This window comes from uncultured Sphingomonas sp., from assembly GCF_964021865.1.
GTDB lineage: Bacteria > Pseudomonadota > Alphaproteobacteria > Sphingomonadales > Sphingomonadaceae > Sphingomonas.
Genome location: NZ_CAXIAM010000001.1, coordinates 144,628 through 163,921 on the forward strand (window position 1 = coordinate 144,628; position 19,294 = coordinate 163,921).

The 19,294-nt window shown below is 67.0% G+C and carries 23 protein-coding genes and 2 pseudogenes; 17 read left to right on the top strand and 8 right to left on the bottom strand.

Annotated features, from left to right (window positions below):
- Positions 1–182 precede the first annotated feature (182 nt).
- From AADI75_RS00670 to AADI75_RS00685, 4 genes are all read left to right on the top strand, one after another.
- Positions 183–689, top strand: a complete 507-nt coding sequence (locus tag AADI75_RS00670; RefSeq protein WP_341207137.1) for a MucR family transcriptional regulator — start codon at positions 183–185, stop codon at positions 687–689.
- A gap of 29 nt (positions 690–718) precedes the next feature.
- A complete protein-coding gene (locus tag AADI75_RS00675) occupies positions 719–1,576 on the top strand; it encodes an oxygenase MpaB family protein (RefSeq protein WP_341207138.1) in 858 nt (285 codons plus the stop codon).
- A gap of 46 nt (positions 1,577–1,622) precedes the next feature.
- Positions 1,623–2,054, top strand: coding sequence for a CoA-binding protein (locus AADI75_RS00680; RefSeq protein ID WP_341207139.1), 432 nt, complete (start codon positions 1,623–1,625; stop codon positions 2,052–2,054).
- A gap of 117 nt (positions 2,055–2,171) precedes the next feature.
- Positions 2,172–3,563, top strand: coding sequence for an amino acid permease (locus AADI75_RS00685; protein WP_341207140.1), 1,392 nt, complete (start codon positions 2,172–2,174; stop codon positions 3,561–3,563).
- Between the two features lie 120 nt (positions 3,564–3,683).
- On the opposite strand, the gene AADI75_RS00690 is transcribed toward AADI75_RS00685, so the two are convergent.
- Positions 3,684–3,980 carry a zinc ribbon domain-containing protein YjdM gene (locus AADI75_RS00690; RefSeq protein WP_028967721.1) on the bottom strand — a complete coding sequence of 99 codons (297 nt, stop codon included), beginning with the start codon at positions 3,978–3,980 and terminating at the stop codon, positions 3,684–3,686.
- 74 nt (positions 3,981–4,054) lie between these two features.
- A pseudogene (acnA, locus tag AADI75_RS00695) lies at positions 4,055–6,742 on the bottom strand (aconitate hydratase AcnA).
- A 235-nt stretch (positions 6,743–6,977) separates the two neighbouring features.
- Between acnA and AADI75_RS00700 the strand changes: the two are divergent.
- The 3 genes from AADI75_RS00700 (at position 6,978) to AADI75_RS00710 (ending at position 8,205) form a co-directional block, all read left to right on the top strand.
- Complete coding sequence (locus tag AADI75_RS00700; RefSeq protein ID WP_341207141.1) at positions 6,978–7,292, top strand: hypothetical protein; 315 nt, start codon at positions 6,978–6,980, stop codon at positions 7,290–7,292.
- On the top strand, positions 7,282–7,491 hold the full coding sequence (locus AADI75_RS00705) for a hypothetical protein (protein ID WP_341207142.1): 210 nt from the start codon (positions 7,282–7,284) through the stop codon (positions 7,489–7,491). The genes AADI75_RS00700 and AADI75_RS00705 overlap by 11 nt, the downstream gene beginning before the upstream one ends.
- 195 nt (positions 7,492–7,686) lie before the next feature.
- The gene (locus tag AADI75_RS00710; RefSeq protein ID WP_341207143.1) at positions 7,687–8,205 is read left to right on the top strand and encodes a hypothetical protein; all 519 of its coding nucleotides are present in this window, start codon (positions 7,687–7,689) and stop codon (positions 8,203–8,205) included.
- Between the two features lie 175 nt (positions 8,206–8,380).
- Here the strand turns inward: AADI75_RS00710 and AADI75_RS00715 are convergent, their stop codons facing one another.
- The gene (locus AADI75_RS00715) at positions 8,381–9,502 is read right to left on the bottom strand and encodes a M14-type cytosolic carboxypeptidase (RefSeq protein WP_341207144.1); all 1,122 of its coding nucleotides are present in this window, start codon (positions 9,500–9,502) and stop codon (positions 8,381–8,383) included.
- Entirely contained in the window at positions 9,499–10,101 is a 603-nt protein-coding gene (locus AADI75_RS00720; RefSeq protein ID WP_341207145.1) for a DUF4136 domain-containing protein, read from the bottom strand. The genes AADI75_RS00715 and AADI75_RS00720 overlap by 4 nt, the downstream gene beginning before the upstream one ends.
- A 154-nt stretch (positions 10,102–10,255) precedes the next feature.
- On the opposite strand from AADI75_RS00720, the gene ykgO reads away from it, so the two are divergent.
- The 3 genes from ykgO (at position 10,256) to AADI75_RS00735 (ending at position 11,439) form a co-directional block, all read left to right on the top strand.
- Positions 10,256–10,381, top strand: coding sequence for a type B 50S ribosomal protein L36 (gene ykgO, locus AADI75_RS00725; protein ID WP_003046794.1), 126 nt, complete (start codon positions 10,256–10,258; stop codon positions 10,379–10,381).
- 8 nt (positions 10,382–10,389) lie between these two features.
- A complete protein-coding gene (locus AADI75_RS00730; protein ID WP_341207146.1) occupies positions 10,390–11,001 on the top strand; it encodes an HAD family phosphatase in 612 nt (203 codons plus the stop codon).
- Between the two features lie 63 nt (positions 11,002–11,064).
- A complete protein-coding gene (locus AADI75_RS00735; RefSeq protein WP_341207147.1) occupies positions 11,065–11,439 on the top strand; it encodes a DUF4440 domain-containing protein in 375 nt (124 codons plus the stop codon).
- 68 nt (positions 11,440–11,507) lie between these two features.
- On the opposite strand, the gene AADI75_RS00740 is transcribed toward AADI75_RS00735, so the two are convergent.
- On the bottom strand, positions 11,508–11,630 hold the full coding sequence (locus AADI75_RS00740) for a hypothetical protein (RefSeq protein WP_341207148.1): 123 nt from the start codon (positions 11,628–11,630) through the stop codon (positions 11,508–11,510).
- A gap of 351 nt (positions 11,631–11,981) precedes the next feature.
- Positions 11,982–13,460, bottom strand: a complete 1,479-nt coding sequence (gene pyk, locus AADI75_RS00745; RefSeq protein ID WP_341207149.1) for a pyruvate kinase — start codon at positions 13,458–13,460, stop codon at positions 11,982–11,984.
- Between the two features lie 373 nt (positions 13,461–13,833).
- On the opposite strand from pyk, the gene AADI75_RS00750 reads away from it, so the two are divergent.
- From AADI75_RS00750 to AADI75_RS00760, 3 genes are all read left to right on the top strand, one after another.
- The gene (locus tag AADI75_RS00750) at positions 13,834–14,124 is read left to right on the top strand and encodes a DUF1244 domain-containing protein (protein WP_341207150.1); all 291 of its coding nucleotides are present in this window, start codon (positions 13,834–13,836) and stop codon (positions 14,122–14,124) included.
- Positions 14,125–14,266: 142 nt separating this feature from the next.
- On the top strand, positions 14,267–14,533 hold the full coding sequence (locus AADI75_RS00755; protein ID WP_184036625.1) for a DUF2312 domain-containing protein: 267 nt from the start codon (positions 14,267–14,269) through the stop codon (positions 14,531–14,533).
- Positions 14,534–14,627: 94 nt separating this feature from the next.
- Positions 14,628–15,158: a PilZ domain-containing protein gene (locus tag AADI75_RS00760; protein WP_341207151.1), complete on the top strand. Its 531-nt coding sequence runs from the start codon at positions 14,628–14,630 to the stop codon at positions 15,156–15,158.
- A gap of 81 nt (positions 15,159–15,239) precedes the next feature.
- On the opposite strand, the gene AADI75_RS00765 is transcribed toward AADI75_RS00760, so the two are convergent.
- Positions 15,240–16,700, bottom strand: coding sequence for an ATP-binding protein (locus tag AADI75_RS00765; RefSeq protein ID WP_341207152.1), 1,461 nt, complete (start codon positions 16,698–16,700; stop codon positions 15,240–15,242).
- A gap of 97 nt (positions 16,701–16,797) precedes the next feature.
- Between AADI75_RS00765 and AADI75_RS00770 the strand changes: the two genes are divergently transcribed.
- From AADI75_RS00770 to ruvC, 4 genes are read left to right on the top strand one after another with little or no spacing between them, the layout of a single operon-like run.
- The gene (locus tag AADI75_RS00770) at positions 16,798–17,340 is read left to right on the top strand and encodes a DUF1003 domain-containing protein (RefSeq protein ID WP_341207153.1); all 543 of its coding nucleotides are present in this window, start codon (positions 16,798–16,800) and stop codon (positions 17,338–17,340) included.
- 29 nt (positions 17,341–17,369) lie between these two features.
- A complete protein-coding gene (locus AADI75_RS00775) occupies positions 17,370–18,113 on the top strand; it encodes a YebC/PmpR family DNA-binding transcriptional regulator (RefSeq protein ID WP_341207154.1) in 744 nt (247 codons plus the stop codon).
- A 48-nt stretch (positions 18,114–18,161) separates the two neighbouring features.
- Positions 18,162–18,563, top strand: a complete 402-nt coding sequence (locus tag AADI75_RS00780) for a DUF559 domain-containing protein (protein ID WP_341207155.1) — start codon at positions 18,162–18,164, stop codon at positions 18,561–18,563.
- On the top strand, positions 18,560–19,066 hold the full coding sequence (gene ruvC / locus AADI75_RS00785) for a crossover junction endodeoxyribonuclease RuvC (RefSeq protein ID WP_310100764.1): 507 nt from the start codon (positions 18,560–18,562) through the stop codon (positions 19,064–19,066). The genes AADI75_RS00780 and ruvC overlap by 4 nt, the downstream gene beginning before the upstream one ends.
- Positions 19,067–19,170: 104 nt before the next feature.
- Here the strand turns inward: ruvC and AADI75_RS00790 are convergent.
- Positions 19,171–19,294: pseudogene (locus AADI75_RS00790) on the bottom strand (glutathione transferase); the annotation flags it as partial.

A 19,294-nucleotide genomic window follows, 5' to 3' on the forward strand; every position in this document is an offset into this window, starting at 1 on the left:
GACGCCGTCTTGCGGCGCGGTCAAGCGACACCGGCGTCATTCGATCGCAAAGCGCAGGCGCGAAAAGGTTCCAGGCCGATATTTGCCGACGCAAATAGATACAGGTTGATTTCATTTATCGGGCGCGTTGACCTGTTCCGAAACGCTGTCTAGGGCGAGGCATGTAAATAAGGGAGCTCCCCATGTCCGAAGATACCATCACTGCCAACGCGGTTGAGCTTGCTACCGAACTGACCATCGCGTGGCTCGCCAATCCCAACACCCGCGCCTCGGGCGAGGATGTGCCGGCATTTCTGCGCACGATGCATGATGCGGTGACCAACCTGTCGTCGTCGACTGCACCGGCCGCGCCGGAAGAGCCCGCGACCGAATATACCCCGGCGGTGTCGGTGCGAAAGTCGCTGGCGTCGAAGGATCACCTGATCTCGCTGATCGACGGCAAGCCTTACAAGACGCTTCGCCGCCATTTGGCCGGTCATGGTCTTACCCCGGACGACTATCGTCAGCGTTACGGCCTGAAGCCCGACTATCCGATGGTCGCCGAAAGCTATTCGGAAGCGCGCCGCGACATGGCCAAGAAGATCGGCCTCGGCCGCAAGCCCGGTGCGCGCCGCAGTGAGACTGCCCCCGCCGCCGAGCCGACGACCAGTGGCCGTGGCCGCCGCAAGGCCGCACAGGCCGAGGGCTGATCCTCCGCACCGTACGGAGCGGCCCGCCGATGTCGATCGTCGATCCGATGATCGCACCGGCGGTCGACCGTGCCCGTGCGTCGCTTGCGCAGGCCTTACGCGGGATGGTGGGCAGCGGCGAGCTGGATCTCGCCCGCCCGCCCGGCGATCCCGGTCTGATTGCCGAAACGTCGCCCGCGTGGCGGGTGCATGGCGACTTCTCCGCGATGATGATCGGCGGCATCTCCGCCTTGCTGCTTCAGATGCTGCACCCCGGCGCGTTGGCGGGAGTGTGGGACCACAGCGACTTCCGAAACGACCGGCTCGGTCGCCTGCGGCGCACCGCGCAGTTCATCGCCGTCACCACTTACGGCCCGACCGGTCTGGCCGAGCGCACGATCGCGCATGTCCGCGCGATCCACGACCGTATCAACGGCCACTTGCCGGACGGCACGCGCTACGACGCCAACGATCCTGCGTTGTTGACGTGGGTGCATGTCGCCGAGACCGACAGCTTCCTGCGCGGCTATCTGCGCTATCGTGACGCCGCTTTGTCGCCCGCCGATCAGGATCGGTATGTCGCCGATGTCGCGGTGGTCGCCGAGCGGCTGGGCGCGCGTGAGGTGCCGCAGTCGCGCGCCGATATCGCGGCCTATTACCGCGCGGTCCGTCCACAGCTGCGCGGCGATCACCGCGTCCGCGAGGTAGCCGATGCGTTGCTCGCCCCCGGCCCCGATCGCGCGCAGGCCGCCGGGCTGGCGGTAGCGGCGGCGGCGGCGCTCGACCTGCTTCCCGACTGGGCGGCCGCGCTCCACGATCGCCGTGCGCCGCCGCTCGCGCGACCCGCGATCCGTGCGGGAGCGGACGGGATGAGCCGCGTGCTGCGCTGGGCATTGCGCGCGCCCTGAACCGTTCGGCATGATGACTCGTTCTGCGAGGAAAGGAGCCGGGACGATGCCGCTTACCACCGATGCCGAGATCAGGACCTTGCTGGAAGAGGTGCGCACGATCGCGCTGGTCGGCGCGTCCGATCGGCCGACGCGACCGTCGAACGGGGTAATGGCGGCGTTGCAGGCGCACGGCTATCGTGTGATCCCGGTCAATCCGCAGATCACCGGCACGCATGTTCATGGCGAGTTCGTGTTCCGCGAGTTGTCGCAGCTCGGCGACCCGATTGACATGGTGGACATCTTCCGTCGCTCGTCGGAAGCGGGAGCGGCGGTGGACGAGGCAATCGCGATCGGGGCTAAGGCGGTGTGGCTGCAATTGGGTGTCGTCGACGAAGCTGCGGCCGCGCGCGCCGAGGCGGCGGGGCTGAAGGTTGTCATGGATCGTTGTCCGGCGATCGAAATCCCGCGGCTTGGGGTCGAGCCGATCGCCGCATAGCCTTTTCACAATCAGAGCGAACGCTGCGGATGACGCGCCACAGCGTCCGTCACGCACTCTCCCCATCGATCGTCACAACTGTTACATCCCCCTTCAACACCAAGAAAAGGGGAGTGCATGTCCAGTCTGTTCCGACGCAAGCCGATCGCGATCGATCATGGCGAAGGACACGTCCTCGCCCGGACGCTGTCGTGGCCGCATCTCGTCGCGCTGGGTGTAGGTGCGATCGTCGGGACCGGGATCCTGACGCTGATCGGCGTCGGGGCGGATCGCGCGGGGCCGGCGGTAATGCTCAGCTTCGCGATCGCGGGGGCGATCTGCGCCTGTGCCGCGCTGGCTTACGCCGAGATGTCGACGATGATCCCGGCTTCGGGCAGCGCCTATACGTATAGCTATGTCGTGCTGGGCGAGGTGATTGCCTGGGTGATCGGCTGGTCGCTGATCCTCGAATATTCGCTGGTGGTCTCGACGGTGGCGGTCGGCTGGTCTGGCTATGCCTCGGCGTTGCTGACCCCGCTCGGCTTCCCGGTCGCGCTGACCAATGGGCCGGAATTGGGTGGGATCGTCAACGTGCCCGCGGTGTTCATCATCGCGGTCGTCGCCGGGCTGCTGTGCTTCGGCACCAAGGAAAGCGCGACGCTCAACGCGGTGCTGGTAGCGGTGAAGCTGGTTGCGCTGACCGTGTTCGTGATCGTCGCGCTACCGCATTTTGACCCCGCCAACCTGCATCCGTTCATGCCGCACGGCTTTACCGCCTCGGTCGACGCCGACGGCAAAGAGCGCGGAGTGATGGCGGCCGCCGCGATCATCTTCTTCGCTTTCTATGGCTTCGACGCGATCTCGACCGCGGCGGAGGAGACCAAGAACCCGGGGCGCGACCTGTCCATCGGGATTATCGGGTCGATGTTCGGGTGCATCGTCATCTATGTCGGCGTGGCGGTCGCGGCGGTCGGGGCGCTCAGCTACACGCGGTTCGCGGGCTCGCCCGAGCCGCTGGCGTTGATCCTGCGCGACATCGGGCGGCCCGGGTTCGCGACCTTCCTCGCCGCCAGCGCAGTGATCGCGCTGCCGACCGTGCTGCTCGGCTTCCTGTTCGGGCAGAGCCGGATCTTCTTCGTGATGGCGCGTGACGGGCTGTTGCCGGCAGGGTTGGCGAAGGTCTCGCGGCGCGGCGCGCCGGTGCGGATCACGCTGATGACCGCGGCGCTGGTCGCGGTGATCGCGGGGGTGATGCCGATCGACGCGATCGCCGCGCTCGCCAATGCCGGGACGCTGGCGGCGTTCGTCGCGGTGTGCGTGTGCATGATGGTGATGCGTCGCCGCGCGCCGGATGCCGAGCGCACGTTCCGCGCGCCGCTGGCGCCGGTGGTGGGGACGCTGGGCGTGCTGGGGTGTTTGTATCTGTTCTTCAGCCTGCCGTTGAAGACGCAGGAATATTTCCTGCTGTGGAACGTCGCAGGGCTGGTGCTTTACTTCGTTTACGGGCGCAAGCGCGCGGCGGTGGCCTGACCTCGCCAAACCCGTCTTTCCCGCGGAGGTGGGAATCCAGAACCTCTGACCTCGCGCTTCTATCGAGGAACCTGTGCGTCTGGATCCCCGCCTGCGCGGGGATGACGGACAGGAGCGACCTCAGCGCTTCTTCACGAACTCCGCGCGCAGGACCAGACCCTTGATTCCGTCGAAGCGGCAGTCGATTTCCTGCGGGTCGCCGGTCAGCCGGATCGACTTGATCGCGGTGCCGCGCTTGAGCGTCTGGCTGGTGCCCTTGACCTTCAAGTCCTTGATAAGCGTTACCGCATCGCCGTCCGCCAGCAGGTTGCCGACCGCGTCGCGGACCTCGACGCCCTCCGCCGGCGCGGCGGCGGTTGCTTCGCCGGCCTGCACCCATTCGCCGGTCGCTTCGTCGTAGATATATTCGTCGCTCAACTTCTCATCCCCACAAGCAGAAAGGGAGGACCAGCGGCCCTCCCTTCCCGAAAATCCACCCTGATCGTCGCCGCTTATGCAGCGAGGTTCCGCAGCACGTACTGCAGGATGCCGCCGTTCAGGAAGTATTCCAGCTCGTTGACCGTATCGATCCGGCAACGGGTCTGGAACTGCTCGGTCGACCCATCCTGACGCTTCAGCGTGACGGTCACGTCCTGACGCGGGCGCAGATCGGCGACGTGGTGGATGGTGAAGGTCTCGTCGCCGGTCAGCTTGAGCGTCTCGCGGGTCACGCCGTCGGCGAACTGAAGCGGCAACACGCCCATCCCGACGAGGTTAGAGCGGTGAATACGCTCGAAACTTTCGGTGATGACCGCGCGCACGCCCAGCAGGTTGGTGCCCTTCGCCGCCCAGTCGCGCGACGAGCCGGTGCCATATTCCTTGCCGGCGATGATGACGAGCGGAGTGCCGTCGGCCTTGTGACGCATCGCGGCGTCGTAGATCGGCATCACCTGACCCTCGTAACGGCTCATGCCGCCCTCAACCCCCGGCACCATCTCGTTTTTGATACGGATGTTGGCGAAGGTGCCGCGCATCATGACCTCGTGATGGCCACGGCGCGCGCCATAGCTGTTGAAGTCGGCGCGGCTGACCTGATGCTCCTGCAACCACGTCCCCGCCGGGCTGTCCGCCTTGATGCTGCCGGCCGGCGAAATGTGGTCGGTGGTGATCGAATCACCGAGGATCGCCAAGGGCTTGGCCTCGATGATGTCGGTCACCGGCGCCGGGGTCATCTCCATGCCCTCGAAATACGGCGGGTTGGCGACATAGGTCGAGCCGGCGCGCCACGCGTAGGTGTCCGAGCCGGTCACGTCGATCGCCTGCCACTTCGAGTCGCCGGCGTAGACGTTGCCATAGCGGGCGCGGAACATACCGTCGTCGATGTTGGCGGCCATGAGGTCGGAAACCTCCTGGTTGGTCGGCCAGATGTCGCGCAAGTACACATCCGCGCCGTCGGTGCCCTGACCGATCGGCGTCTCGTTCATGTCGGTCGTCACGGTGCCCTTCAGCGCATAAGCGACGACGAGCGGCGGCGAGGCGAGGAAGTTGGCACGCACGTCGGGCGACACGCGGCCCTCGAAGTTGCGGTTGCCCGACAGCACCGAGGCGGCGACGAGATCGTTCTCGTTGATCGCCTTCGAGATCGGCGCGGCGAGCGGCCCCGAATTGCCGATGCAGGTGGTGCAGCCATAGCCGACCAGGTTGAACCCGATCGCGTCGAGATCCGCCGACAGCCCGGCCTTGTCGAGATAGTCGGTGACCACCTGGCTCCCCGGCGCGAGCGAGGTCTTCACCCACGGCTTCGGCTTCAGCCCCAGCGCGTTCGCCTTGCGCGCGACCAGACCGGCGGCGACCAGCACCGACGGGTTCGAGGTGTTGGTGCAGGACGTGATCGCGGCGATCACGACGTCGCCGTCGCCGATGTCATGCCCACGCTCGTCGACCGCGACGCGCGCCGGCTTTTCCTTGTGGTACAGCTTGAACAGGTCGCCGTTGAACACCTCGTCGACGGTGTCGAGGCTGACCTTGTCCTGCGGGCGCTTCGGGCCGGCGAGCGACGGCACCACCGTGCCCATGTCCAGCTCCAGCGTGTCGGTGAACACGGGATCGGGCGCGTCGGCATAGCGCCACATGCCCTGCGCCTTGGCATAGGCCTCGGTCAGCGCGACGACCTCGTCGGGGCGACCGGTGAGGCGCATGTAGTCGAGCGTCTTGTCGTCTACCGGGAAGAAGCCGCAGGTCGCGCCATATTCGGGCGCCATGTTGGCGATCGTCGCACGGTCGGCGAGCGTCATCTACGACAGGCCGGGGCCGTAGAACTCGACGAAGCGGCCGACCACGCCCTTGGCGCGCAGCATCTGCGTGACGGTGAGCACCAGATCGGTGGCGGTGATGCCCTCACGCAGCGCGCCGGTCAGCTTGAAGCCGACGACCTCGGGGATCAGCATCGAGACCGGCTGGCCGAGCATCGCGGCCTCGGCCTCGATCCCGCCGACGCCCCAGCCGAGCACGCCGAGACCGTTGATCATCGTCGTGTGGCTGTCGGTGCCGACCAGCGTATCCGGATAGGCGATCGTCGCCCCACCCTTGGCATGGTCGCCGGTTTCCTGGGACGCCCAGACGGCATGGCCGATATATTCGAGGTTCACCTGGTGGCAGATGCCGGTGCCCGGCGGCACGACCTTAAAATTGTCGAGCGCCTTGCTGCCCCACTTCAGGAACTCATAACGCTCGGCGTTACGGGCATATTCGAGATCGACGTTATCCTCGAACGCCTTGGGCGTGCCGAATTCGTCGACCATGACCGAGTGATCGATGACGAGGTGGACGGGCACCTGCGGATTGATCTTCGCCGCGTCGCCGCCCAGCTTCGTGATCGCGTCGCGCATCGCGGCGAGATCGACCACGCACGGCACGCCGGTGAAATCCTGCATCAGCACGCGCGCGGGGCGATACTGGATCTCGCGGTCCGAACGGCGCTCCTGCTGCCAGTCGACGATCGCCTTCACGTCGGCCTCGGTGACGGTGACGCCGTCCTCGAAGCGCAGCATGTTTTCGAGCAGCACCTTCATCGAGAAGGGCAGGCGGCTGATGTCGCCGAACTTTTCCTCGGCGGTCTTCAGCGAGAAATAGTCGTAGGACTGGCCCCCGGCCTGCAGCGTCTGGCGGGCGTTGAGCGTATCCTGGCCGATGGCCGTCATGGGCAAAGTCCTTTCTTCAAGGGCCGTCGCCCGGCGGCGTGCGCGTGCGGCGACGGGAGCGAATGTCTCGGTCGCCGCGGGCGATAGCAGCCGTGCCGCATGTGCGAAAGGGGGTGGGGTGGGGGTGGCTGTAAGCGATTGTGGCTGTGGCGCTGGGTGGTGGTACGGTTGTGAACCACGCGAGCGCCGGGCGGTTGGAACGGGCAACCTGCTGCTGGAACGAGAGAACGAAGCGATGCCGCGCAAGCTGAAAGTTTTCCGTACCGCCGCAGGCTTCAACGACGCTTACGTCGCAGCGCCGAGTCGCAAGGCCGCGTTGGCTGCGTGGGGCGCCACCGCCGATCTGTTCGCGCGTGGCGCGGCGGAGGAGGTGACCGATCCGGCGCTGATGGAAGCGCCGCTTGCCGCACCGGGTGAGGTGGTAAAGATATCGCGGGGGAGCGCGGAGGAGCAGCTTGCCGCCGCGCCAGCGCCGCAACGCGCGGGCAAGCCGGCGGTGTCGAGAAAGAGTGCCGCCAAGCCCGTGCCGCAACCCAGCCGTGGCGCTTGATGATGCGGAGGCGGCGCTCGACACGGCCGCGGCCGCCGAGGACGCGGAGCGTAAAGAACTGGCAAAGCGCCGCGCGGCGCTGGAACGCGAGGAGAAGGCGGCCGAACAGCGCTGGCGTTCAGAGCTGCGCAAGCTGGAAGATGCGCGCGATGCGGCGCGCGAGCGATATGATGCGGCGCTGGCGAAATGGCGGGAGTGATGGCGGACGGCGGCGCTGACGCGCAATCGGGCAGAGGAAGGCGCAACGTTGCCCACCCGCCGCTTTTTCACACACCAGATATGAGCCTTGTTCGTCTTCGTCGCCCGGATCAAGTTCGGGGTGACCGGCGTGGTTCGGGCTGTCCTACATGCACGCCGCTGCGGTACTTTCTCCATCGGCAGCGTGGGGATCGAGATGAGTGACGGCGACGAGGCAGCGTTCCGGTATCGGCATGACGGGTGGACGCCGCTGCGGCAGACGACCTTTCTGCGGACGCTGCGCGAGACGGGGTGCGTGCGCTCGGCGTGCCAGCGGGTGGGGCTGAGTTCGACCTCGGCCTATCGCGTCAAGCGGCGCATCCCCGACTTCGGCGCGGCGTGGGATGCGGCGCTCGCGTATCGATTGCCGGCGCTGGAACGCGCCGCCTACACGCGCGCGGTCGAGGGATGGCTGGAGCCGATCGTCTACAAGGGCGAGGTGGTGGCGCATCGGCGGCGCTATTCGGACGCGATGCTGCGGCTGTTGTTGCAGCGCGAGGATGCGCGCCCGGTGCCGGACGTGGCGAAGGGGATCGGCGGGCGGCTGGTGACCTCGGCGCGGGCGCAGGCCGAGGCGGAGCTGCTCCAGCGGCTGCAGGCGATGGCCAAGCGGCAGCGGGCGCGTGGCGAGGGGCAATTGGGGGCTTCGGGGCACGGAGCGTCCGCTGAGCGATGAACGCCGGGGGCTGAGGCGCGCCGTCGCGGGGCGGTGAGCCTCGCGCATACACGGAACCGGCCCAAGTTCGTCATTGCGAGCGTAGCGAAGCAATCCAGGGCCGGATCAGGACGCTCTGGATTGCTTCGCTGCGCTCGCAATGACAACTACCAGTTCGCCATGATGTCGATCGCGCCTACAGCGTCCCGATCATCTCCGTCAGCACCTCGAGGCACGCGACGCCGAGCGCGCGCGACCGCTGCGCGCTCCACCCGAACGCGGGGTCGGGGTTGGCGTCGTGATCCTTGAACGGCATTTCCAGCGTGACCGACACCGCGCCGAACCGCTCGGCGAGCTGGTTGGTCGACATCGACAGATTGGCGTTGCCGGGTGCGGACTTCTCATAGCCGAGCCGGGTCTGGAAATCGGGGGTGTGTGACGCCAGCCGCCGGCCGAATTCGGTGAAGCGGTCGCCGCGCGCGTTGTTCCACGACGGAATGCCCTCGAACCCGGCGATGAAATTGGCGGCGATCGCCTCGTCGCCGTGCACGTCGATCGCGAAGGTGACGCCGGTCGCGTCCATCTCGCGCAGCACGCAGAGGACCTCGGGGCTGCGCTCGGGCGTCGGCGCGTGCCACTCGCGGTTGAGGTTCACGCCCGCCGCGTTGGTGCGCAGATGCCCGCGGCGCGTGCCGTCGGGGTTCATGTTGGGGACGAGATGGACGGTCGCCGCGCGCAGCAGCGGCGCGGCGGCGGGGCTGGTCAGCCAATCGAGCGCGCCGTCCATCCACCATTCGGCCATCGATTCGCCGGGATGCTGGCGCGCGTAGAGCCACACCTGCTTGTCGCCGGTGCCGAGGCGGAAATAGTCGATCGCCTGCCCGTCGAGCGTCTCGCCGAGCTGACGGTGCGTAACGCCGGGGCGCGCCGCGATCCGCGCGACCAGCCGTGCGTGCATCTCCATCGTATAGGGCGCGAAATAGGCGAACCACGCTAGGTCCGTCTGCCCGGTCCAGTCGAAGCCGAGCACGCCGCCATCGTAGCGGGTGTCGATCATCCGCCACTGGTCGAGATCGGTCGAGGCGCGTGCCTTGTAGCCCGGCCAGCCGAACGGATAGGCCGAGTCGTCCGCGTTGAGGATGCGGAAGGCGACGCGCTTGCCGCGCAGCCCGGCGGCGCGGAAATAGAACCACTGGAAGAAGTCGGACTGATGATCGCGGACGATCTCCAGATCGCAGCGCCAGTCGTCGCCCGCGCCCTCGATGGCCACGACCTTGATGTTGCCGCCGTCGAAGGCGGCATTGATGTCCAGCGTCATTTTACCTCGACGGTCCGTCCCGAATCACCGGGAAAATTCTTGAAGAGCGCGCCGGCGAGTCGCGACGCGACCGAGGCGGCGTCGGCATCGGGGGCGCTGGTGTCGGTCAGCGATTGCGCCTGGCCCTCCCAAATCGCATCGGCGCCGTGGCGGATGCGCACCGCCAGTTCGGTGACGAGCCCGAGCCGCCCGCCCGAATCGCCGCCCACGGGGAAGCTCATGCCGCCGCCCAGCCCGGTGCCGCCGCGCCAGCCGCCCGAATAGCCGCCGCCGCCGATCCCGATCTGGATCGGCGAGCGCTTCGGCGGCAGCCCCCGCTCGGCGCGGGTGAAGCCGACGGTGGCGATGAAGTCGGGCTTGCTGCCCGGCGCGGCGCTGGTGAAGCCGTTGCGGAGCAGCTCGGCCTCGACCGCGGCGGCATAGGTCTTGTATTCGAGGCTGGCCGACGACGGTCCGGGCAGCGGCTCGACCGCGATCGTCCCGCGTTCCGCCACCGCATCGTAGTGGAACCGCGTCGCCTGTACCGGGAAGCGTTGCGGCCCGGTGGTGCAGGCAGCCAACGGTGCCAGCGAAAGAGCCAGAAGAATCGCGCGACGCATGACACACCCTCGATAAGATCGTTGCGACATAGCAACGCACGCTTGCGGTACAAGCTCCGGGCCACGCACGCGCGCGCTGCAAGCCCCGCTCGGTTGACTTTCGCGGCGGTGCTCTCTAGGCGGCGCGCTTCCCCGTTTTCGAAGAAGCGCAGCCATGAAGATCCGCAACAGCCTGAAGTCGCTCAAGGACCGTCATCGCGACAATCGCGTGATCCGCCGTCGCGGCCGGACCTATGTCATTAACAAGACGAATCGCCGGTTCAAGGCCCGCCAGGGCTGATTTCCGGCGTGACGCCGACGTCGGTCATCTTCGACGTCGGACACGTCCTGTACGATTGGAACCCCAGGGTTCTGTACGAGCGCCTGTTCGATGACGAACGGGCGCTCGACGTGTTCCTGAACGACGTCGCCACGCGTGAGTGGCATTTCCAACACGACGCCGGTCGTCCGTTCGCGGAGACCAGCGCGGAGCTTGGTGCGCGCTTCCCGGACCATGCGGCGATGATCGCGCTGTGGGGGCCGCGGTTCGGCGAGCAGATCCCGGGGCCGATCCCCGGCATGATCGCGATCGTCGAGGAGCTGGACGCCGCGGGCGTGCCGCTGTTCGCGATCACCAACTTCAGCCACGAATTCTTCCCGCCGTTCCGCGCGCGCGAGGCGGCGGTGTTCGATCGCTTCCGCGACATCGTCGTGTCGGGGGAGGAGCGGCTGGTGAAGCCGGATGCGGCGATCTACCGGCTGGCGCTCGATCGATTCGGGCTGGCGGCGGACGAGGCGTTCTTCATCGACGACAATGCCGCCAATATCGCCGGCGCGCAGGCGCTGGGCATCCACGCGCATATGTTCACCGACGCCGCGACGCTGCGCCCCGCGCTGGTCGCCGCCGGCCTGCTGCGCTGACGCGCGGCGGAACGATCGGACGCACCGCGGCTTTCAGGCTCCGACACCAGATCGGAGAGTGGCATGGAAGACCAGCGCGTGTGGGCGTTCGAGGAAAGCCTGTGGACCGGTGACGCCGATCACTATCGCGAATCGATCGACGAATCGGCGCTGATGGTCGTGCCGCAGCCGCCCTATGTCCTGGAGAGCGAAGCCGCGGTCGACGCCGTGTCGCAGACGCCGCGCTGGGAGCAGGTGACGTTCAGGGACGGGCGGATCGTGCGACCGCAGGAAGGGCTGATCGTGATCGCCTATGGCGTCGAGGCGACGAAGGGCGACGAGCGCTACATCGCGCATTGCACCTCGACCTACCGCCGGCTCGAGCATGACGTGTGGAAGGTCGTCCAGCACCAGCAGACGCCGCCGCTGACCGCCGAGCCGCGCGCCGAGCGCAGCTAGACCGACGTCGTGGAAGCGGCGCCGCCCGTCGACCGGCGGCAGCGTCGCTTACCGACCGCCGCGACTGCTCATCGGGTCGGCTGTGACGCGTCCAGCATGGTGACGAGGGGCGGCGCACCGCGCAGCAACTGGTTCTCGAGTTCGGAAATATAGTCACTCAGCATCCGCATCGACAGCGGATCGTTGATCATGCTGCGCGCACGACGCGCGGTTGCCAGATCACCCCGTAAACGTCTTTCGGCAGCAGCCCGCGGCATCGTCTTCCACCCCAAACCCGCGGCAGCCAATGGCGCATCGCTCGAACGCGCGATTGTACATATAGGTCATGACATCGGCCGAAACTTCCAATTCAGCCGCGTTTGCGATGAGGCGTTTTGCACGCCGGCGAACCGTTCCAGGAGGCTCGCGGCGCGGTTGGGCGGCCCGTCGACGAGCGCCCCGGGAATGGAAAACGAACCAGCCGGCAGCCCAGGAGCGATCCCGCGACTGCCGGCCTGTCATGATGCCGGTCGCGCCGCCCGAGACGCGAGAAACCGTCCGCCTTATTGGGCGTCGGGCGCGCGATAATCCTTCAACTCGTCGCCGACGATCTGGACGACGTGCAGCACGTTGGTCGACCCCGGCGTGCGGAACGGCACACCGGCCATCACGATCACGCGGTCGCCAGCCTTGGCGATGCCCTGGCGGAGCGCGATGCGCTTGGCCTTGGCAACCATCTCCTCGAAGGACTCGACGTCGCGCGTGTTGACGTTGTGCGTGCCCCACAGCAGCCCGAGCCGCCGCGCGGTGTCGGTGCTGGGCGTCAGCACGAGGATCGGCACCGACGGCCGCTCGCGCGCGATGCGGCGCGCGGTCGACCCCGACATGGTGAAGCAGATGATTGCCGAAGCCGAGACGGTGTCGGCGATGTTCTTCGCCGCCTCGGCGAGCGCGTCGGCGGTGGTCGGATCGGGGCGGGTGACGGTGAAGTGGATGCGGTCGCCGTGCATCGGATCACGCTCCACCGCGTCGCCGATCGCGTTCATCATCGCGACCGATTCGACCGGCCACTGGCCCGCGGCGCTTTCGGCCGAGAGCATGATCGCGTCGGCACCGTCGTAGATCGCGGTGGCGACGTCCGACACTTCGGCACGGGTCGGCGACGGGCTCTGGATCATCGACTCGAGCATCTGCGTCGCGACGACGACCGGGCGACCCATGCGGCGCGCGGTCTCGACGATCCGCTTCTGGAGCGGCGGCACCGATTGCGGCGGCAGTTCGACGCCCAGATCGCCGCGTGCGACCATCACGCCGTCGCATGCCTCGACGATTTCCTCCAGCCGCTCGATCGCGGCGGGCTTCTCGATCTTGGCGAGCAGCGCGGCCTTGCCGCCGATCAGCTTGCGCGCCTCCCACAGATCCTCGGGACGCTGCACGAACGACAGCGCGATCCAATCGACCCCCTGATCGATCGCGAAGGCGAGATCGGAGCGGTCCTTTTCGGTCAGCGCGGCCATCGGGATCACGACATCGGGGACGTTGAGGCCCTTGTTGTCGGACAGCGGACCGCCGACCTCGACGGTGGTGACAATGCGATTTTCGTCATGGTCGGTAACGCGCAGCACCAGCTTGCCGTCGTCGAGCAGCAGGCGTGCGCCCGGCTCGATCGCGGCGAAGATCTCCTTGTGCGGCAGCCGCACGCGCGACGCGTCGCCTGGCGTCGGATCATGGTCGAGCACGAAGGTGCTGCCATGTTCGAGCGTCACGCGGCCACCGTCGAACTTGCCGACGCGCAGCTTCGGCCCCTGAAGATCGGCGAGGATCGTCGTCGGGCGCTTGAAGCGCTCCTCCATCGAGCGGATCGCCTGGATGACCGCGATCTTCGACTGCTGGTCGCCGTGGCTCATGTTGACGCGGAATGCATCCGCGCCCGCCTGAAAAAGCGTGGTGATCATCTCCAGCGTGTTGCTGGCCGGGCCGAGCGTCGCGAGCACGCGAACCTTGCGCGAGCGCGGAGCGATATGATTCGGGTTCAGGGTCATGCGCCTTCCTGCTTTGCCGGCACGGCCTTAGGGTCTGTACTCGACCGCAACAAGGATCGTGATCGCCCGTGGAAGTCCGCCCATAGCGATTGTGGGCTTTCGGGTAGCCTGCGCTACCCGCAGACAAGCGCCTCGGCCGGGCGGACGTCCACGGGCGATCGCTGCGCGGCGGGCGGATTTTGGCGTCATGCAGCGTCGGATCTCCCCGCAAAGTACTACTTTGCGGGGGCCCGGCCGCGCGTCGGTCGCGATGCACAAGCATCGCTCCCTCCTTGCTCCTTGCCTGACAGCAAAATCCGCTCCGTCGCGACCTTGTTGCAATCCAGTACAGACCCTAATCGGTAACGCCCCAGGATCAAATGACGGAGACAACATGGATCGGCTCGATACCATCGACGATGCCGTAGCGGCGGCGGCGTTCCGCCGGCTGGTCAGGCACTTGCGCCATCGCACCGATGCGCAGAACGTCGACCTGATGGGCTTGGCCGGCTTTTGCCGCAACTGCCTGTCCGACTGGGTGGGCGAGGCCGGCGGGCTCGACAAGGACGACGCGCGCGAGGCGATCTACGGCATGCCCTATGCACAGTGGAAGGCGCAGCATCAGGGCGAGGCGACGCCCGAGCAGCTCGCGCGGATGGCGGAAAGCGTGAAGAAGAACGCCTGAGCCGGACCGCGCGCGCCCTTGAGCATCGGCGCGCGCGGGCGTAGACGCGCCGCCGCACCCCATCGGGGTATCCACCACGCCGTCCCCGCCCGCGCGATTCGCGTCGGCGTCGCGGGCGGCGTCATTGTTTTCGGGGAATATCATGGCGGAAGAGCGTGGCGAAGGCATGGGCGGCGGTTCGGTGGCAGCCGACGAACTGCGGCTGTTGATCGAGCGGGCCGAGCGGCTGGAGGAAGAGAAGAAGGGCATCGCCGACGACATCAAGGACGTGATGGCGGAGGCGAAGAGCCGCGGCTACGATGCCAAGGCAATCCGCAAGATCTTGCAAATCCGCAAGAAGAAGCGCGAGGAATACCAAGAAGAACAGTCGATCCTCGAAGTCTATATGCAGGCGCTGGGCATGATCTAGATTAAGGAAGCCGTCATTTCGCGGCCGTTAAGATAATATTTGTTCCCCCTGTTTAGACGGTCGTGACGATCCGCGATTTGGGGGGCAACAACAGGTGCTGGCGGCTTTACAGACCGGATTTCGCCCGCGGGAGGAGCGGATCACCGTGCTCGTCCCGTCGCGGATGCGGCTGGAGGCGAGTTGGCACGATATCGTGATCCACAACGTTTCGTCGCGCGGGCTGATGGCCGGGTGCGACCAGCCGCCTGCGGTCGGCAGCTATGTAGAGATTCGGCGCGGCACGATCGTGATCGTCGGCCGCGTGCAGTGGAACAAGGGCCGGTTCTTCGGCATGCGCACGCAGGACCGCCTGTCGGTCAAGGCGCTGATCGACGAACCACGGCTCGCCAGCCGCCCGGCTCGCAACGACACGTCCGCCGAGACTGATCGCCGCGCCGAACGCCGGCTGGCGCATGAAGCGCAGATGGCGCGCAAGGTCGAACGGTCGCGCAGCTTTGCGTCGATGTTCCAGTTCCTCGTGATCGTGGCGGTCGGCGTAACGCTGGCGGGGATCGCGGCGCATACCGTGTTCACGATGCTTTCCGCGCCGGCCGCGCAGATCGAGGACGCGCTGAAGGTGCGGTGAGGATGGCCTGCGCGGGAAGGGGTCGGCGATAAAACGACGGCTCGTCCCTCTCTTCGTCTGAGATCCGGGCGTGACGGGGAGCTACGCCGCCTCGGCCGGCGCGGTCGTCCAGCCGAGGTGCGGGATCGTGATCGAGCGCTTACCGCCCATGTCGGTGCGCGTCACGAACAGGTCGCGCCCCTCGATATAACCGATCAGCCGCTTCACCCGCCCGATCGAGCTGGTGCCGTACGTATGCGCGATCGCGATGTCGGACGGGCAGGGCGCGCCGTCACGCGCGGCCTTGGCGACCAGCAGGAACGCGCCGAGCATGTCGTCGGGCAACCCGCCGGCCAGTGCGAGCACGCTCGCCCATTCCTCGGCATGCGGATCGAAGATGCCGGCACGCGCGCACGACAGGCGGCGGCTGAACGCGGGCAGGTCGAGCGCGGGCCTGGCGATCCCCGCCATTCGGCACCGCACCTGAAAATCCTGATACAGCACCGCCGCCGGGCGGCCGCTGCTTTCCGCGTCGGTGACGATCGCGCGCAGCACCTCGGCATAGACCGCCTCGACCTCTTCCTCGTTGCGGTCGGGGAGCGAGGGCGCAGGGGTGGCGGGCGCGGGTGCCTCGATATCCGACAGCAATTCGTCGGCCGGCACGCGGCGCGGGCGCGGGTCGAAGGACATCGGCAACGTCGGCGCGGCCTCGGGCGTGACGTCGAGCAACGATTGCAGGTCGACCGAATCGGCCTGTGGCAGCGGGACCAGCTTGGGGCTGCCGCTGCGCGCCTGTGTCTCGACCGTGCCGATCCGCACCGTGATCGGGCGGCGCGACACCGCCGGCCCCAGTGCCATGAAGGTGCCGCGCGCGAGATCGCGGATCGTCTCCGCCTGCCGCCGCTCCATGCCGAGCAGATCGGCGGCGCGCGCCATGTCGATGTCGAGGAAGGTGCGCCCCATCAGGAAGTTCGACGCCTCAGCCGCGACATTCTTGGCGAGCTTTGCCAGCCGCTGCGTCGCGATCACGCCGGCGAGGCCGCGCTTGCGCCCGCGGCACATCAGATTGGTCATCGCCGACAGCGAGGCGCGGCGCACGTCCTCGGCGACTTCGCCGCCGGTGGTCGGCGCGAACAATTGCGCCTCGTCGACCACCACCAGCGCGGGATACCAATGCTCGCGCGGCGCATCGAACAAGGCATTGAGGAAGCCGGCGGCGCAACGCATCTGCCCCTCTGCCTCCAGCCCCTCGAGGCTGAGCACCACGCTGGCGCGATGTTCGCGCAGCCGGGCGGCGATTCGCGCCAGCTCGCGCTCGGCATAGTCCGCGCCCTCGATCACGACATGGCCGTAGCGTTCGGAGAGCGTGACGAAATCGCCTTCGGGGTCGATCACCACCTGTTGCACCTGCCCGGCGCTGCGTTCGAGTAGCCGGCGCAGCAGATGCGACTTGCCCGACCCGGAATTGCCCTGGACGAGCAATCGGGTGGCGAGCAATTCTTCGAGGTCCATGGTCACGGGCGCGCCGCGCTCGTCGTGCCCCATGTCTACGCTGACGGTCATGATCGCGCCCCGTTTGGCCGATCATGCCCCGGTTGAGCAAGCGCTTTGCGCGACCGTGGCGCACAGGTAGGGGGACGCGTCACGAAGGGGAACATTGATGGCGCACCGTCCACCGATCGCCGATCTCGCGCTGCGCATCATCGGCAAGCCGCGCCACTCGCTCGACGCCGAGGAACGTCGCGTCCTCGACAGCATCGATGCGGGCACGCTGGTGAGCCGCGATGCCGCCGACGAAGCCGACCTGCGCGCGAGCTTCGGCGATCGCCTCGCCGACAAGGTCGCGGCGATCGGCGGGTCGTGGGGGTTCATCATCGCGTTCACGGTGGTGCTGGTCGGCTGGATGCTGCTCAACACCGACGTGCTAAAATATTTCGGGATGCAGTTCGATCCCTATCCGTACATCTTCCTCAACCTGATGCTCTCGACGCTCGCCGCGGTGCAGGCACCGGTGATCATGATGAGCCAGAACCGGCAGGCGGCGAAGGACCGGCTGGCCGCCAGTCTCGATTATGAGACCAATCTGCGCGCCGAGCTGGAAATATTGCGGCTCCACGAGAAGATCGACGGGCTGGTGATCGAGCGGCTGACCGCGCTGGAGGCGAAGATAGACGGGTTGGCGAATGCCGTCCGGCGCGCGTAAAGGCACGGGATTATCCGTCAGAGGCGACCATGGCAGGCCATTCCAAGTTCAAGAACATTATGCACCGCAAGGGCGCGCAAGATAAGAAGCGCTCCGGCATGTTTTCCAAGCTCAGCCGCGAAATCACCGTCGCGGCGAAGATGGGGCTGCCCGATCCCGATATGAACCCGCGGCTGCGCGCCGCGATCAACGCCGCCAAGGCGCAGTCGATGCCCAAGGACAACATCCAGCGCGCGGTCGACAAGGCGAGCAAGGGCGACACCGAGAATTACGAGGAAATCCGCTACGAGGGCTTCGGCCCCGGCGGCGTGAGCCTGATCATCGAGGCGCTGTCCGACAACCGCAACCGCACCGCCACCAACGTGCGCACCGCGGTGTCGAAGAACGGCGGCAATCTGGGCGCGAGCGGTTCGGTGAGCCACGGCTTCGACCGGATGGGCCTCATCAACTATCCCGCGAGCGCGGGCGATGCCGAGAAGGTGTTCGAGGCGGCACTGGAGGCCGGCGCCGAGGACGTCACCTCCACCGAGGAAGGGCACGAGATCTGGACCGAACAGGCGTCGCTCCACGAAGTCGCCAAGGCGCTGGAGCCGGTATTGGGCGAAGCCGAGGGCGCGAAGCTGGCGTGGCGCCCGCAGACGATGGTCGAGGTGACCGAGGCGGATGCGGCGACCTTGTTCAAGCTGATCGACGCGCTGGACGACGACGACGACGTGCAGACGGTATGGGGGAATTACGAGGTGTCCGACGAGGTCATGGCGAAGCTGGGGTGATCTGACGAAAAGCCCCTCCCCTTCAGGGGAGGGGTTGGGGTGGGGGACATGACGAGCGACATCGAACTGCTGATCCGCGCCGCGGAGATGCGCCGCAATCCCACCGAATGGGAGAAGCGTCTGTGGCGTGAGCTTTCGAGCTCCAAGATTGGTCACAAGTTCCGACGCCAGCACGTTATCTCGCCGTACATCGCCGACTTCTTCTGCCCGGCGAAAGGGCTGATCATCGAGATAGACGGCGATACGCACAACCCCGTCAAAGATGCCGCCCGCGACCGCTTCACCGCCAGCAAAAGCTACCAGACCTTGCGCTTTACCAACGCAGACGTTCGCGACAATATCGAGGGTGTCCTCCTCACGATCTTAGCCGCTCTCCAAGCCAGACCGGATCGCTGGTCCGGCGTGCCCCACCCCAACCCCTCCCCCGAGGGGGAGGGGCTTGCAAGATGATTATCCTCGGCCTCGACCCCGGGCTCGGCACCACCGGCTGGGGGGTGATCCGCGCCGAGGGGAACCGGCTGAGCCATGTCGGCAACGGGCAGATCCGCACCGATCCGTCGATGCCGCTGCCGCGGCGTCTCGCCAATCTCTATGCCGCATTGATCGACGTGCTGCGCGCCGAGCGGCCCGACGAGGCGGCGGTCGAGGAGGTGCTGGGCAACACCAATGCGCAGTCGACGCTGAAGCTGGGGCAGGCGCGCGGGGTCGTGCTGCTCGCGGCGAGCGGGGCGGGGCTGACGATCGGGGAATATCACCCCTCGACGGTCAAGAAGGCGGTGGTCGGCACCGGCGGCGCGGAGAAACGGCAGATCCAGGCGATGATGGCGGTGCTGCTGCCCGGCGCGAAGCTGGCGGGGCCGGATGCCGCCGACGCGCTGGCGGTCGCGATCTGCCACGCGCACCATGTCGCCAGTGCACAGGGCATGATGCGGCGGGCGCGGGCGGGGGCGTGATTCTTATGGTCCGTCGGTAAAGATCCGCCGCTGCGAGCCGCCGTTTGCGATGTGGTGGGCAGGTCACGGACGGCCGAGGATCAGTCTTGTGCCGCCACTACAACTCAGTTCGCAACGTCGTATACATGAAAGTCGGGCAGCTGACGGGCGCGATAATGCGCCAACCTGCTTTCCAGCGATCCGACATGAAGTTCCAGCTTGTGGCCGTCCGGGTCGAGAAAGTAAATT

Coding starts and splice junctions, on each gene's coding strand:
- AADI75_RS00670 (WP_341207137.1), top strand. CDS start 183: ATGTCCGAAGATACCATCACTGCCAACGCGGTTGAGCTTGCTACCGAA.
- AADI75_RS00675 (WP_341207138.1), top strand. CDS start 719: ATGTCGATCGTCGATCCGATGATCGCACCGGCGGTCGACCGTGCCCGT.
- AADI75_RS00680 (WP_341207139.1), top strand. CDS start 1,623: ATGCCGCTTACCACCGATGCCGAGATCAGGACCTTGCTGGAAGAGGTG.
- AADI75_RS00685 (WP_341207140.1), top strand. CDS start 2,172: ATGTCCAGTCTGTTCCGACGCAAGCCGATCGCGATCGATCATGGCGAA.
- AADI75_RS00700 (WP_341207141.1), top strand. CDS start 6,978: ATGCCGCGCAAGCTGAAAGTTTTCCGTACCGCCGCAGGCTTCAACGAC.
- AADI75_RS00710 (WP_341207143.1), top strand. CDS start 7,687: ATGAGTGACGGCGACGAGGCAGCGTTCCGGTATCGGCATGACGGGTGG.
- AADI75_RS00715 (WP_341207144.1), bottom strand. CDS start 9,502: ATGACGCTGGACATCAATGCCGCCTTCGACGGCGGCAACATCAAGGTC.
- AADI75_RS00720 (WP_341207145.1), bottom strand. CDS start 10,101: ATGCGTCGCGCGATTCTTCTGGCTCTTTCGCTGGCACCGTTGGCTGCC.
- ykgO (WP_003046794.1), top strand. CDS start 10,256: ATGAAGATCCGCAACAGCCTGAAGTCGCTCAAGGACCGTCATCGCGAC.
- AADI75_RS00735 (WP_341207147.1), top strand. CDS start 11,065: ATGGAAGACCAGCGCGTGTGGGCGTTCGAGGAAAGCCTGTGGACCGGT.
- AADI75_RS00740 (WP_341207148.1), bottom strand. CDS start 11,630: ATGATCAACGATCCGCTGTCGATGCGGATGCTGAGTGACTATATTTCC.
- pyk (WP_341207149.1), bottom strand. CDS start 13,460: ATGACCCTGAACCCGAATCATATCGCTCCGCGCTCGCGCAAGGTTCGC.
- AADI75_RS00750 (WP_341207150.1), top strand. CDS start 13,834: ATGGATCGGCTCGATACCATCGACGATGCCGTAGCGGCGGCGGCGTTC.
- AADI75_RS00755 (WP_184036625.1), top strand. CDS start 14,267: ATGGCGGAAGAGCGTGGCGAAGGCATGGGCGGCGGTTCGGTGGCAGCC.
- AADI75_RS00765 (WP_341207152.1), bottom strand. CDS start 16,700: ATGACCGTCAGCGTAGACATGGGGCACGACGAGCGCGGCGCGCCCGTG.
- AADI75_RS00770 (WP_341207153.1), top strand. CDS start 16,798: ATGGCGCACCGTCCACCGATCGCCGATCTCGCGCTGCGCATCATCGGC.
- AADI75_RS00775 (WP_341207154.1), top strand. CDS start 17,370: ATGGCAGGCCATTCCAAGTTCAAGAACATTATGCACCGCAAGGGCGCG.
- AADI75_RS00780 (WP_341207155.1), top strand. CDS start 18,162: ATGACGAGCGACATCGAACTGCTGATCCGCGCCGCGGAGATGCGCCGC.
- ruvC (WP_310100764.1), top strand. CDS start 18,560: ATGATTATCCTCGGCCTCGACCCCGGGCTCGGCACCACCGGCTGGGGG.